Genomic DNA, 13,886 nt, shown 5'->3' on the forward strand with positions numbered 1-13,886 from the left:
CGCCCTAACGGGCGCTAAAGGGGCCTATCCATCCCATGACTAAAGTCACGGGATTTCCGGCCAAACATCATTAAAGCGTGATATAGAAATTAGAATTGGGACGGTGACATTGACTAAAGATGCGGCCGATCGGTTCTTTATTTCTATGCAGTTAGCGTCAGATACTCCTTTTTTATCACCTAATAAGGCTAATCATGGATCCATCGGAATTGACCTTAATACCGATAATTTCTTAACGGATAGCAAGGGCCATGTTGTTCCTAATCCACGCTATTACCGCACCATTAAGGATAAACTAGCTAAGGAACAGCGGATATTATCTCGACGCCAGCGACGTGCTAAGCAAGCGCATCGTCCTTTACGGGATAGTAAAAATTATCAAAAGCAACGTTTAATAGTCGCTAAACTCCACGCCAAAGTAATGAATCAACGGCATAACTTTCTCCAACAACTCTCTACTGCACTCATCAAGAACTACGATTTAGTAGTAGCTGAAGAATTGCGGAGTAGAAATATGCTCAAAAATCACACATTAGCCCTTAGCATTTCTGACGTCGGTTGGCGGACTTTTCTTGGTATGTTGGCCTACAAGGCTGATTTATATGGGCATCAATTTGTGACTGTCAATTTCCAAAATACTACACAGACTTGTGATGATTGTGACTTTGTAATGGGAACTAATAATACTAAGACTAACATTAGCTGACCGTGAGTGGATATGTCCAAGTTGTGACGCTCACCACATTCGAGATTGGAATGCGGCAAAAAATATCCTTGATAAAGGACTTGCTAAATTAGCGTAATCGTAATTGTCCCTATGGCGACCTGGGGACCTAAAAGACATTGGTAATTAGATGACCGCTGCCTGATTCCAACTCCGGCTGGTCAGGCAAGTTATCTGTATCTATGTAAATTGTGGTCTGGAATTCGCTAGGAGTTCCAGCTCACAAGCCACTGGCTTTAGGCGGTGGTGGTTGACTTTGCTTACACCTAATTTTACCAATTATTGCGTGATTTTAACAGAAATGAAATCTTCTTATAATACAAATATGTGTATAATAAACCTGAAGCTTAATTTGACTTATCACACACTTAATTGAGGAGACTGATGAAATATGAAGAAAAAGGGAATGTTACTTTTCGGCGCGGGACTGATGGCTGGACTCAGCAGTACTTTTGGGTTCAGTCACGCGAAGAAAAATAACACTACGACCGCGTTACCAATCTTTTATACCGGCACTTGGCAATACTACGATAAGGAACGCGATCGATCCCATAAAATCACCATTTCTCCTGAATTAAAGCTTGGCATCGACAACCAGCCAATTCCGGCAACCGTTCAGCAGATCAAGGCTGACAAGCTGGTCTTCCTCGACAAGTTCGGCTACCACATTACCATTCGTGCCAACGAAAATCGGCCTGTTTCACTGATGGACGAAGCCGATGACCAAGTTTACACCATTCAACCGTTAAAATAATTTGCCAGCCGTTGTTACGGCTTTTTTATTTTTAAATTTATTTTTTATCCTTGTACTGCCGACGCAACGGGGCCTGGTAGCCATTCATAAAGTGCAAGATCTGTTCAAAGTCGGCACTGAAGTAGAGGCTCGTCAGGTAGCGCTGTTCCAGGAAGCCAGCTTTATTCATTTCCGTCAGCAGGTCCCGCAGCGGTGCGTAGAAGTCATTGAGGTTGTAAAAAGCCACCGGCTTCTCGTTATCGCCAAGGGTCATCCAGGAAGCGGCCTGACTGATCTCCTCCAGCGTGCCCAGGCCGCCGGGCAGGGCCAGCATCCCATCGGCAAGCTTCATCATCATCTCCTTACGGGTATCCATGCTATCAACCAGGTGCAGGTCCGTCACGTTCGCCATGGTGACGCCGCGACCAGCCAGCTGCTTGGTGATCACTCCATGGACAACCCCATGCCCGTCGAGAACTCCCTGAGCAACCGCCCCCATCAGGCCGTACTGGCCGCCACCATAAACCAGTTCAATCTGGTGGTTGGCCATGGCCAGGCCAAGCTTGTAAGCCGCCTCCTGATACCGGGAATCACGGCCGTCCCGGGCACCACAATATACTGCTAATCTTCTAATCATTCTCATCATCCATCCTTTGCAATGCCGCCAGCTGCTGATTGATCGTCGCAGCGGCGGTTTTGATTCCGGCAAGTTCGACCGGGTATAAATCGAGCAGCAGCAGGTTGCCAACCCCTTGCCGGCCGATCAGCGCTGGGAAACTGACATAGCCCTCATACTGCGGCTGGAAGATCGCCACCGGCAGGGCCAGTTGCTCGTCAGTTAGGATCGCCCGGACGATCCGAGCGGCCCAAGCACAGGCAGCACTAGCGTTGTAGCCCAGCCCTTGCAAGGTATACCAGTTGCTGAGGTCAGCGTTGATTTTCAAATGCTGCTGGTCCAAGTGCCGGCCATTGATCGTCTGGTCGAGTGCCTGGCCATTGACCCGGACAGTCGACCAGGCAAAGACCTGCTGCCCATCGTGCTGACCGTAGACAAAGCCCGTCACGTTGGCAGATGATAGCTTGGCAGCCGCGGCGATTGCCCGGTGCAGGCGGGCCGTCTCTAAGACCGTGCCGATCCCCAGAACCTGTTTAGGCGGCAGGAGCAACTGCTGCTGAAGGTAGGCGGTCACAGCTTCGTTGGGGTTGGCTAGGTTGAGGACGAGGCCGTGAAAGCCGCTGGTCTTAACCTGAGCTGCCACCTGCTTGATGACATCATGGTTGAAGGCCAATTCGGCCATCGGTTGGTCTGCAATCAGGCTGCTCTTCCCCACCGCCACCACGATGATCTGCGCATCTGCCAAAGCGGCGTAGTCCTGAATCACGATTTTTGGCCGGCTTGCCAGAGCGGTCGCGGCATCCTGCAGGTCCGTCTGGAGCGCCAATGCCAGCTGGTCGTCCTGGTCAATCAGCACCAGTTCGTCGGTTGTTGCGGTCATCGTCAGCTGGTGGGCCAAAAGGCGGCCAACGTGTCCTAAGCCAATAATTCCAATCTTACTCATTTCTCTCACCTTTATTTCCCGGGAAATTAAAAAAGATTATGCCATAATTCCCCCTATATCAAGCAAAATTCTACAACGCGGTACACAAATGGCCTCAAGTGTCCGACTCCTCCGAACGCTTGAGGCCTATTTGTGCTCGCGGGGGCTCGAAGACGAAGTCGTGAACGACTTCTGTCTCGCTCCCTCCCCGTTAAATTCAAATTACTGTTCTTCCTGAAAGGCCCGTGCCTCAGGGAAAACATTGAAGACAAACTCGCGCGGTCCCTTACTAAAGTCAAATTGACCGTCCGGCTCGTAGGTTTCACGGTGCTCGCCCACGGACAGTTCAATCTCCGTCGGCTCCAAGCGGGTGTGAACACCAAGCTCGATTGCCGCCCGAACCAGCCGCTGGGCATCATCGGAGTATTCACCGCTAAGGGCCTGCAATGGGTGCTGGTAGCCAATGTTGGCCGTGTAGCGGTCGTTGGCAACTTTCAGGCCAAACGAGAGCAGGTTACCGTTCTCCAGTTGATCAGCCAACTGACCGCTGATAGTCAGTGATGGATCATCAATCCGCCGCTGGGCAAAGGTCAGGGCTAAGCGATATTCACGAGGAGCATTGAAGTCCTCAACGAATTTCTGGAGTTCCAGCATCAGCTCATTAGCTGCCTGCTTCATCCAGTCTGTTTCGTCCTTGGCCTTCTGAAGAGCTACCTCATTGTTGAGCTTCCGGGCTTCAACCAGCCGGTGCGCTAGGTTATCCGGCAACGGTGACACCAGGCTGTCCAGCAACAGAAGTTCCAGGAAGTTGATCGTGTCATCACTAATCCCCGTCCGGGACAGCGGATCCAGGTCAAAATTCCGGAATTCCAAGTAGTTGATCCCATTCTTGAGGATCCCCGCCAAGTCGTTGTTATCGTGATTATGCCGCCGCATCCGCACTGGGCCGAAGAATTCCTTCAGGCTGTAGAAGTTGCCATTGTCGATGTACTTCTGGAGTTGGGCAAAGTGCTCCTCAAGCGAGGCGTAGGTCACCTGCTCCGTCGCCAGGTTATCGTCACCATAATTGCTACACCGCAGGCTCCGGACCGGCAGTTGCAGGTCGTCCGGGAAGCTCTGGGGCATGTCTTCAGTGACCGGGCTGGCACCGAAGAGGTAGGTGAAGAGCCATTGGTAGAGGTAGAAGCGCTGAGCCAGCTTGAAGTAGAGGTGGTTTTGAAAATCAGTCTGGCTCGAATAACGGTCAGTATAGAAGCGCTCGTACAGTTCCTTCACCAGGTCATTGTCCAGACTGAAGTTGACGTGAACGTCTCCCAGAATTTCCTGAGCAATCCCGTATTTTTTGCCTAGATAGTCATGGTTGGCCTGGTCCCAAGGCTTGCTGAAGTCGGTCTTCAGAAAATCCAGGTCGTTTTGGTACAGCGGCGCCGGGGCCATGCTCAGCGGCCAGAGGCGTTCGTCATCGTGCAAGTGAGCGATCATGATCTGCTCCAGAACCTTCAGGTGACGAACGGCTCGCTTACTGCCGACAACCGGCTCGGTCTCAAAGTCGAGCATGTCGTCGGTGTAACCAGAGTTTAGGTATAAATTGTGCTGCCGGGATCGCAGGTCTACCGGGTACGGGTAGCGGCTGGCCCGTCCATTCGTTAACACCCGGTGTTTCTTTACTTCCAATCCAAAGCGACAGGCGAACATCTTAGCGTTCATGGCGGGCTCATTCAGAGCTGCCTTGATCGCATCGTATTTTCCAGTCATCGCTTTTCCACCCCCATCTTTTTATCTCGCAATCAACTGTAACACTTTTGGGATATAATGAGCAAGATTTTAATTTAATTCCCTGATATAAAAAGAAACGGCCCTGCTGACTAGCAGATGTCGTTCCCTTATTTTATTTTGTAATGTAGTCCAGCAGCTTAAACATTACCTGTTTATTGGCCGCTGGAACCCCGTGATCGATGATTTCTTGCGGTGTCTGGTGCAGATCGTTATGGTCAAGCGGGTATTGGTTATCGTTGACCGCCATCTCACGAACGTTATCGATCAATGGCTCGAAGTGAAACTGCAGACCAATCACGTTATCCCCCAGCAAAAAGCCCTGGTTCTTGACCAGGTCACTGGAGAACAGCAACTGGGCCTCGTCCGGTACTTGGAACATTTCCTCATGCCAGTGCAAAGCCGTCAGCTGGTCCGGAATGCCTGGGATAGCATCTGTCTGGTGATAGACCGGCGCCCAGCCGACCTCCTTGTGCGGCGCCTTGCCGATCTGGTAGCCCAGAGTCTTGGCAATTTGCTGGGCACCGTAGCAGGCCCCGAAGATCGGCTTATGCTGGTCGAGCAGTTTGCGGATCAGGACCCGCTCCTGCTTGATCCACGGCAGGTCATCGTTGGGACTCATCGGGCCGCCCAGCACTACCAAGAGGTCCGTTTCATTAGCGGTTGGCAGGTTGCCGAATTGGTAGGGATGGTAAACGTAGAATTCGTGGTCATGCGCGTGGGCCCAATCCTGGATTGAACCGGGTCCCTCGTTTGGTGTGTGTTGCAAAACATTAATCCGCATGTTTAATCCTTTCCATCGACGGCAATGTTGGGCTAGGTATCGCCTGCAAGTACCTAAGATGGCATTATTTTAACACAGTATTTGTGAGGAGGTAATGATGAAGCTCCAAATTACATCCTACGCTTGGAGTCAATGACTTTATTTCCCGGGAAATGATTTTCAATGGCTGCCGGATGGGTTGCCTTGAGCAGGGCAATGTCAGTTGGTGTTGCGGATCTGTGATGATAGCGGGCCGCCGCATAGCGTATTCGACTGACTGGCAACCAATGATCGCCAGCCCATGTTTCTGCAAGCCGCGGGGTTGCATCAGGGCCATAACCTTTCCCCGGACGGACTCGGTCCAGTCGCCAACTCGGGTAAGTTATCAACTGGGCGGTTGGTGTGCGCTCGTGCCAGCGGGCTTCGTAACACCAACCGGCATGCCGCCAGGTATATTTAATTTGGCGGTAGCCGCTTTTCATCTGTACCTGACAGGTGGCGTGGTCGGGGATTGACCATGGTGCTGTCTTACGTAAGTTCAATTTATAATCTCCTCACCAATACTTTTCCTCAAGTCTACTTTAGAAGGTTGCTCACTATCAACGTATACTTAGCAGCATCGAAAAACCAATTGATTTTATCGCAGCTTTCCTACTATATAAAGATAAAGACTTCTCATAATTTTTAAAACTTAAAAAACCTCTCCTTCCTTACCGGTAGTCATAAGTAAGAAAGGAGAGGTTCTTATTTATAGGTGAATAATTTTATCTAGAATCAATTATGCATTAACCTTTGCCAAGCTAGCAGCGTAGTCGATTCCCTTAGCATCAAGGTATTCGATGATTTGACTGATGGTGAGGAATGGAACGTGAACTCGTTGGGCAAGTTCAGCCAGGCTGTCGCGACGAGCCATCGTGCCGTCTTCCTTCAGTACTTCAATGATCACCGCAACAGGTGCTTTGCCGGCCAAGTATGCCAGGTCCACTGCTGCTTCCGTATGGCCGATCCGGTCGCGCAGGCCATGGGGTTGAGCATAAAGTGGCTGGATGTGACCAGGGTGGTTGAAGTCGGTAGCCTTAGCATCTGGCTTGGCGATCTGACGAATAGTTGCCGCACGGTCATAGGCTGATACCCCGGTCGTTACGCCAGTCGCCTCGTAGGTTCCATCAGTGGTAACCATGAACGGTGTTTGGTTCGGATCCGTACTGTGTTCCACCATCTTCTTAAAGCCCAAGCGGTGGGCAATACCTTCACTCACTGGCACGCACATCAGCCCGTTGGCTTCCTTCAGCATCTCATAAACCGTATCAGCCTTGATGCCATCCCCTAACGCAACCAGGTCACCCTCGTTTTCCCGGTCTTCGTTATCAGCAAGGATAATGTAGCCACCGTTTACCAATTGGTCCAATGCTTCTTCGACGGTTGAAAATTGACTCTGCATAATTGAATGACTCCTTTGAAATTCGCTAAGCAATAAGACAACAACATTCGAATGTGTCATTATGATAGCGAACATTATAGCTAAAATCAACCCATTTCATAATAATTTATGAACTATTTATAGATATTAAAATATAAAGTTCGCTTATTGTGATGGAATAAGAATACCCCCAGCCAATGAAACACCATCATCTGCTGAGGGCCTTTAATGAATTATTTCCGCAGCACTGTCCTAAATAACAAGCAGCTGCATTGTCCTAGGCTTGTCAGCGTCATGCCGCTAGCAATTCCGAAGCCACTAAGCAAAAACAATACTAGTCCTATTCTCCATCCTCGCGTAATTCAAGATTGAGTTCATTAATATCAACTGAGTCCAGGTCAATCAACTCGCCACCGAGCCATTCCTTGAAGTCCGGATCGACGTCACCACATTGGTACTTGCAATAATACTCCTTCAATGCACCGGTGCCACCGATGTCCTCAATGATTCCGTAACCCTTTGCCTCACTGACGATCGGCTGATAGCCAACATAATTCGGAACTAGCTCTTCAACCGTCACATTGAACTCCCAATCATCATTATAATCGTAGGTTAAAACGAGCTGATCACCCTTGTTTAGTATGGAAACCGTAGCCTTGCTTGCATCAATTACGTCATCCGGAGCATCAATTTGAAGCGGGAAATCATCCCCCAAGAAGAATGGTGACATATAGCAATCCCCCGTTTTTTCATTCACGAGGTCAAACATAGGTCCAAAGTAACCGTGGAAGATATCAATAATTACCGTCTGCAAGTTTTCAATTGACTGATCGCCAGCGATATAGAATACCCGGCTCATCTGGGGCGTAAAGTCGGCTAACGTAACGCGGATTTTATACGTCATCTTAACTTGGGCTGGATTAGTATAACGAACCTTCGCAACTTTAGCCTGTTTCTTATTAGCATCGAATTCTGCTAAAGTATCCCGAAAGCTTTCCGGAAAATCTCCCCGATCGATCGCATCCATAATCAGATCATAGTCGTCATCGATCATTTGGGGATGGTTAGCGAGCATCTCATTCATCGCATCATAAGACACCTCGTTCGCCCCCGTAAAAGTATCGAAGGCATATTGCAGGTTTTCAGCAACATGCTCGGCGGCCGGCTTATTGACGATTCCTGCATGACTCAAGAAAGTAAAGAAGCGGTCAAGGACATCCATTGGGAACTTGTTTGGGCCGTCCACAAGGATATCCCAGTAGTATTGGTTTACCGCTGCCAGATTCGTCGTTACCAGATCAATCTGATCATGGAATAGGAAATCATTCAAGAAACGACCCAGCACGTCTTCAGCTGCATCTCGATTCTTAATGGTCTTACCATATTCTGTCGTAAAAAACTGCTCAATCATCTTTACGTTATTGTCTTGAATTGCCAAGACCGTTTGGTGATTCTTTGCAGGGTCCTGACCAATAAATTTTTCCCAGTCACGGGGATCACGGAACTGCGGGGTAATTGTACAATAACTGGTTCCCGGACGCGGCTTCCCAATCTTAATTGGGATTACATCATTGGCTACCCGACAAAAATGCTTTAGGATTTCGTGCTTTTCATCGAGAAGGGCACACAAACTCAAGGAGAAATCACTCATCAAGTCATTCTCCGGTAAGTGAAGTTTAGCCTCATCAGTAAGTCCCTCAGTCAGTTCTTCTTGGTGCTTCTTGATGGCTTGCTTATACTCCGCTATCAATGGAGAAGTCTCATCCGGATTATAGCGATACTGGATAGTTTCCGTTACAATCCGATTAATCCGTTCCTGTTGCTTGGCAGTTAGGAAGCCCAGTTCGTGAAGAACATTTTCAAAGATATACGTAAATGTAGATAGTTTCTGGGTAATAATTGGCAAGCCCGTTAGTTTTTCAACATATAGGTAGTACGACCCTTTACCAAGGGTCACCGGACTGATGTACCACGTCTTGAATGGTTTCTTTGCCTGCGCCCCTACCTCATTTCTCAGTTGATCTGCTAGGTCATCACCAAAGTTAATCTGTGTCATTGTGTTCTCCTTCATAATCTACGGGTGTTTTTCAAAGTATATCATTTACAATCCACAAATGGCCCTAAATACTCGAAAACAATTCGAATACTTAGAGCCACTTTTTAGTTACTATACTTTACTCCAGATGAGCCGACTTCGCCAGGTCATCCATTGTCTTGAAGAAGGCTTCCTTATCGGCGCTGGTGACCAGGGTCAACGGCCGGCCAGCTGGATCCTTGAACGTCCGACCAGCAGCCCGTCCCGCGGTTTCAACTTTCGCCGTTTCCTGGGTCTTGGTAACCAGGTCGGGATACAGACTTGAAAGAGTCGTCAGCACATCCCACAGGTAGTATGTCGAGTCAGCCTCGTCCGCTAATACCAGTGAGTAGCCCTGACCAATCAGATCAAGTGCCGGGTACTTACGCAGGCTCGCCCAATGGAAGCGCAGTTCTTTCGTTAGCGGAATCTCCTCGGTACTCTCCAGACCAACCATCTGAATCTTCAGCTTGGAGTCAAAGACCGTCTTGACCGCTTCCGGATCCCAGAAGGCGTTCCACTCGGCCGTCCCATCAAAGCCGAGTTCGTTAACATTGCCGTGCCCATCGAGGCAGCCCCCCATCCAATATAGACAATCAATCTTGTCCTGAATATCCGGATTGGCCTGCAATGCCCGAGCCAGGTCCGTCAGTGGGCCAGTCATGATCAGTGTAACCGGGCCATCTGCCGCCATTATCTTTTCCACCATGTCCAGGTGGGCTGGCTTATCTGCCTGTGGTGTCTTAATCGTCCCCGACTCGTTCAACATCGGAAAGGCATCGAACGAGAAAGAACTCAACCGCCAGTTAGATGGGAACTGGTGATGGGCCCGTGAATCGGACTTGGCAACTGCCAATTGATCATGGCGCTGGTTAAAGCGATCAATGATCTTCCGCGAAGCCTCTACGGCCGGGTCGACATAGCAGTCCGCATCGACAACACCGACTCCCAGCAGCTTGATATCTGGAACCTGAAGCAACAGTAGCAGTGATACTAGATCGTCCACATTTCCATCGTGGTCAAAGTAAACATTTTTCATGACAAGGTCCTCCTTTACTAGGACGAGTATATCATGTTCTCAGAAGTGAATTTTCTCTAAAACGTTTTACAAAGAGAAAATAATTTCCCGGGAAATTTTAAACGGGGATTTCCCCCTCCACACCCTATTCAGATGCCACCAATAAGATGATCAAATTCAGTACTAAAGGTCGCCTTCTGCAGGTGAGTAGTGATGAAATAAACCACTGCCTGATCTCCAGCAACCGAAAATGCCAGGCGCGTTGAACCAATCTTGCCGAGGTTCAGGCGGAACTCATAAACGTTCTGACCATTGATCCGCTGGTGACTGGCTAACTTCACCTTGGTCATCCCCGTCGCCACTTCTTTAGCGATCGCCGCTGCAATGGTCTTCTCGATCATTTTCCGCTGACCATGCTTCTTGAAGAATGCTTTGCATCCACGATTATAAAATTCAATCTGCATCACTCTTTCACCTGGCTCATATACAACTGATGGCTCCGCGGGAACTCACGTTTGAAGGCACTTGTTAGCTCATGTTTAGCCTGACTGTCGCCAAGCCGATAAACACGCGTCCCATCAATATAGCCCTGTTCAATTAAAGTCAGCTCCTCATCATGAATAACCACCGTCAGCGAACGATCTTTCTTCTTCGTGAATAAGGCCACGCACTGGTTACCCTGCCCTTTCAAGGCCTGTTTCAGGATCTCCCGGGCTTGCTTAATCGGTATTTCACGCATCTCACTTGAACTTCCTTACCTGTTTACTAACACCTATTCTAATCGCCAGATGCCAAATACAAAAGGCATGATCCGGTCAAGTACCGCAACCATGCCTTTTATATCAATAATCAGTTCTCTTACTTACATCTTGCCAATCAGCGATCTCCTATAGCCGTTGCTTGAGCTGGCCACTGACAAACGCCACCGCGTCACTACCCAAAAGCAGCGTCTTCGGCGGGTCATCCTTAGCAATCGTTTCGACGATCACCTTTCCAGCCTTGAGCGGGTCACCAGGTTCGCGATGATCATTCTTGACGTTTTCCTTATGGGTCTTCCAGGCCGTCGCCTTGTAATCAGCGATATCCTTCTGGGTTCCCTTGAGGTTGTCCCCGTAGAATGCCGTCCGGAAGCCGCCGGGTTCAACTACCATGACCTTGAATACCCAGGCTAGTGACCTCCCCCTGCAGGGCCCGGGAGATCTACTCGAGGGCTGCCTTGGTCGAGGCGTAGTAGCCGGAACCGATACCCGACTGGACCGCCGCAATCGAGGAAATGTTGATGATCGCCCCGCGGTGTTGGTGCCGCATGTGGGGCAGAAAATGCCGGATCAGTTTGACCGGCCCGAACAAGTTCGTGGCGTAAATCTCACGGATCCGTTCGTCCTCTCCCTCTTCAACCGCAGCCCGGTAACCATGCCCGGCGTTGTTCACCAGCACGTTGATCGGTCCAAAATCATCAAGCTTCTCGATAGCCTGTGCAATTGAGTCATCATCACTCAGCTCTAGAGCCACTGGAAAACACTGCTGGGGGTACTGCTCCGTCAGCCTCTGAAGTTTTGCCAATGACCGGGACGTTACCGCGACCCGGTTGCCGGCCGTCAATGCTGCCATGGCGATTCCGTAGCCGATCCCGGAAGAGGCGCCCGTTACTAACCAGTTTGCCATCATCAATTCCTCCTCAAACCTGACTCAGTGCTTCATCAATCGGGGTGTTGCCTTCCCGCATCTTGATAATCTTGCGGCTGGTGTTGTCGTACTTCAGGATATCGGCCAGGGTCTTGGCCACGTCATCGGCCGGGTTGTCGCCGAACTCGCCATCGTCAACGGTGATCTTGCCGGTTCCCGGCTTATCAGTCATCGCCGTCGGCTGGAGGATCGTGTAGTCTAAATCAGTATCATGGATCAGATAGTTGTCTGCGAAGAACCTGGCGATGTTGTAGTCGGTCAGACCATCCAAGCCCTTGACCGTCCGCCAGCGCGTCGGTTCCAGCGAGAACAGCGCACTCAGCATCACGAAGCGCTTGATCCCATTCTTAGCCGCCGCCTGCATGAGCTTGACCGCCCCGAAGGCATCAACCTGCAGCAAGTCCTTGGCCCCCGAACCCGCGGTAAAGTAAACTGCGTCAGCGTCGCCAAGCGCCGGCCGCATTTCTTCGACGTTCTCGTGGAGGCCAAGCTTAACCGGCGTCACGTGGTCGTTTTGCATGACCCGCTCCGGGTGGTGAGCCCCGGCAATGACTTCGTGCCCGTCTTCAATCAAGTCGCACGTCAATTTCGTTCCGACACGGCCAGTTGCCCCGGCAATAAAGATCTTCATTTTCATTTCACCTACTCATCTAAAATTATTACTAATAACAAGTGTAGGCGCTATTTTTGAATTAAGATATTACTTAATAGTCATACCGCTATACAACGTGTGCATAGCCGATAGTATGCAGAAAGTTAAGGTTAATGTATTGCAATCTATTATCCCGTGTCTGGTATAATAAAATCCACAATGATTTTTGGTATATCGACTATACTTATAATATATTTAACGAAAATAACATTAGTACAAATAGTGTATTGAGGAAGAGGTAACTTATGGCTAAATCCAAGCGTAATAAAACGATTGATTTTTCACTTGAAGATGCACCGGCAGGCGTCCTGGAAAGCATCAAGGATGAACATGATAATCTATCACAATTAGACAGCATCATTAATCAAACCATTAATGGCGATTCCTTCAAGATTATGCAGGAAATACCCGATAATTTTGTTGATCTCGCTTTGATTGATCCCCCCTACAACATTAACAAGCAGTACGACGGAATGAACTTCAAAAAGATGACAGACAATGATTACCAAGAGTATACACAAAAGTGGATTAACCTAGTCAAGCCTAAGTTAAAAAACAATGCTAGTCTATATGTCTTTGCTGATTGGACTACCAGTATCGTGATTGCGCCGATTCTCGAAAAGAATTTTGTGATCAAGAACCGGATCACTTGGCAACGCGAAAAAGGACGCGGTTCCTTGTCCAACTGGAAGAACGGGATGGAAGACGTGTGGTTCCTGGTTAATGACAAAAACGATTACACCTTCAATGTCGATGCCGTCAAACTCAGACGGCGGGTGATTGCGCCATACAGGAAAAACGGGAAAGCCAAGGACTGGGAAGCGACTGCGAGCGGAAACTTCCGGGATACCATGCCCTCCAACTTCTGGGACGATATTTCCATCCCCTATTGGTCAATGCCCGAAAACACCGGGCACCCGACGCAAAAGCCAGAGAAGCTCCTCGCTAAGATTATTCTAGCCAGTTCTAACAAAGGTGACATCGTCTTTGACCCGTTTGCAGGCGCTGGTTCCAGCCTGGTCACCGCCAAGAAGCTCAACCGCCACTATGTCGGTATTGAACAGAGCCGATTGTACACCCGCCTGGGGGGCTTACCGCTTGCTGAAGGCTACCAACGACAAGAGCATCCAGGGATATACGGATGGAGTATTCTGGGAACGAAATACACTAGCTGCACAGCAGGCAATAGCACGAAAGAAAAATGCAAAGGCCAAGAAAGTAGATAGTGATAAAGCAAAAAGTACTAATGCAAAGGATGGCCTTAACGATGAACAAAATTCAAAAGAAATTAATCGAAATATTAACCTTTTTTAGCTCTGATGATGTCCAAGCTATAACTGACAAAAAGGAATTAAGCAATCTACTTACAGGGCAATTTAATGATGTTTGGCCGGAAATCCCGTGACTTTAGTGGATGGATAGGCCCCGTTAGCGCCCGTTAGGGCGTTTTTTAGTTTCGTTGTATTTTTGATTGTTGATGTATTGCTCGACAACTTCCTTGCTCA

15 protein-coding genes and 3 pseudogenes are annotated in these 13,886 nt (G+C 49.1%); 4 read left to right on the forward strand and 14 right to left on the reverse strand.

The features are described from left to right. Positions 1-70: 70 nt before the first annotated feature. A pseudogene (locus tag QOS10_RS07840) lies at positions 71-803 on the forward strand (RNA-guided endonuclease InsQ/TnpB family protein); the annotation flags it as partial. Positions 804-1,115: 312 nt separating this feature from the next. Next, positions 1,116-1,478: a DUF4828 domain-containing protein gene (locus tag QOS10_RS07845; protein ID WP_283594900.1), complete on the forward strand. Its 363-nt coding sequence runs from the start codon at positions 1,116-1,118 to the stop codon at positions 1,476-1,478. A gap of 37 nt (positions 1,479-1,515) precedes the next feature. Here the strand turns inward: QOS10_RS07845 and QOS10_RS07850 are convergent, their stop codons facing one another. The 13 genes from QOS10_RS07850 to QOS10_RS07910 form a co-directional block, all read right to left on the reverse strand. Further along, the gene (locus QOS10_RS07850; RefSeq protein WP_283594901.1) at positions 1,516-2,094 is read right to left on the reverse strand and encodes an LOG family protein; all 579 of its coding nucleotides are present in this window, start codon (positions 2,092-2,094) and stop codon (positions 1,516-1,518) included. Next, positions 2,087-3,016 carry a lactate/malate family dehydrogenase gene (locus QOS10_RS07855; RefSeq protein WP_283594902.1) on the reverse strand — a complete coding sequence of 310 codons (930 nt, stop codon included), beginning with the start codon at positions 3,014-3,016 and terminating at the stop codon, positions 2,087-2,089. The genes QOS10_RS07850 and QOS10_RS07855 overlap by 8 nt, the downstream gene beginning before the upstream one ends. A gap of 201 nt (positions 3,017-3,217) precedes the next feature. Beyond that, entirely contained in the window at positions 3,218-4,750 is a 1,533-nt protein-coding gene (locus QOS10_RS07860; protein ID WP_283594903.1) for a glutamate--cysteine ligase, read from the reverse strand. A 133-nt stretch (positions 4,751-4,883) separates the two neighbouring features. Next, positions 4,884-5,552 carry a type 1 glutamine amidotransferase gene (locus tag QOS10_RS07865; RefSeq protein ID WP_283594904.1) on the reverse strand — a complete coding sequence of 223 codons (669 nt, stop codon included), beginning with the start codon at positions 5,550-5,552 and terminating at the stop codon, positions 4,884-4,886. 110 nt (positions 5,553-5,662) lie between these two features. Continuing rightward, entirely contained in the window at positions 5,663-6,073 is a 411-nt protein-coding gene (locus QOS10_RS07870; RefSeq protein WP_283594905.1) for a hypothetical protein, read from the reverse strand. A gap of 236 nt (positions 6,074-6,309) precedes the next feature. After that, positions 6,310-6,972: a 3,4-dihydroxy-2-butanone-4-phosphate synthase gene (gene ribB, locus QOS10_RS07875; RefSeq protein ID WP_283594906.1), complete on the reverse strand. Its 663-nt coding sequence runs from the start codon at positions 6,970-6,972 to the stop codon at positions 6,310-6,312. A 319-nt stretch (positions 6,973-7,291) separates the two neighbouring features. Next, the gene (locus tag QOS10_RS07880; RefSeq protein ID WP_283594907.1) at positions 7,292-9,007 is read right to left on the reverse strand and encodes an IS1096 element passenger TnpR family protein; all 1,716 of its coding nucleotides are present in this window, start codon (positions 9,005-9,007) and stop codon (positions 7,292-7,294) included. Positions 9,008-9,125: 118 nt separating this feature from the next. Beyond that, positions 9,126-10,064: a nucleoside hydrolase gene (locus QOS10_RS07885; RefSeq protein ID WP_283594908.1), complete on the reverse strand. Its 939-nt coding sequence runs from the start codon at positions 10,062-10,064 to the stop codon at positions 9,126-9,128. Between the two features lie 128 nt (positions 10,065-10,192). Next, positions 10,193-10,507, reverse strand: coding sequence for a hypothetical protein (locus QOS10_RS07890; protein ID WP_283594909.1), 315 nt, complete (start codon positions 10,505-10,507; stop codon positions 10,193-10,195). Next, positions 10,507-10,782 (reverse strand): hypothetical protein, encoded by a 276-nt coding sequence (locus QOS10_RS07895; protein ID WP_283594910.1) that lies wholly within the window; start codon positions 10,780-10,782, stop codon positions 10,507-10,509. The genes QOS10_RS07890 and QOS10_RS07895 overlap by 1 nt, the downstream gene beginning before the upstream one ends. A 148-nt stretch (positions 10,783-10,930) precedes the next feature. Next, positions 10,931-11,194 (reverse strand): Rossmann-fold NAD(P)-binding domain-containing protein, encoded by a 264-nt coding sequence (locus tag QOS10_RS07900; RefSeq protein WP_283594911.1) that lies wholly within the window; start codon positions 11,192-11,194, stop codon positions 10,931-10,933. Between the two features lie 49 nt (positions 11,195-11,243). After that, positions 11,244-11,708 (reverse strand): SDR family NAD(P)-dependent oxidoreductase, encoded by a 465-nt coding sequence (locus QOS10_RS07905; protein ID WP_283594912.1) that lies wholly within the window; start codon positions 11,706-11,708, stop codon positions 11,244-11,246. A 13-nt stretch (positions 11,709-11,721) separates the two neighbouring features. Continuing rightward, positions 11,722-12,360 (reverse strand): NAD(P)-binding oxidoreductase, encoded by a 639-nt coding sequence (locus QOS10_RS07910; RefSeq protein ID WP_408621588.1) that lies wholly within the window; start codon positions 12,358-12,360, stop codon positions 11,722-11,724. Positions 12,361-12,626: 266 nt separating this feature from the next. On the opposite strand from QOS10_RS07910, the pseudogene QOS10_RS07915 reads away from it, so the two are divergent. After that, positions 12,627-13,587, forward strand: a pseudogene (locus tag QOS10_RS07915) (DNA-methyltransferase); the annotation flags it as partial. A 61-nt stretch (positions 13,588-13,648) separates the two neighbouring features. Further along, entirely contained in the window at positions 13,649-13,786 is a 138-nt protein-coding gene (locus QOS10_RS07920; protein WP_283594914.1) for a hypothetical protein, read from the forward strand. A gap of 23 nt (positions 13,787-13,809) precedes the next feature. Here the strand turns inward: QOS10_RS07920 and QOS10_RS10370 are convergent. After that, positions 13,810-13,886 (reverse strand): annotated as a pseudogene (locus tag QOS10_RS10370) (IS200/IS605 family transposase); the annotation flags it as partial.

Origin of the sequence: Limosilactobacillus galli, from assembly GCF_947381495.1 — a bacterium.
Lineage (GTDB): Bacteria > Bacillota > Bacilli > Lactobacillales > Lactobacillaceae > Limosilactobacillus > Limosilactobacillus galli.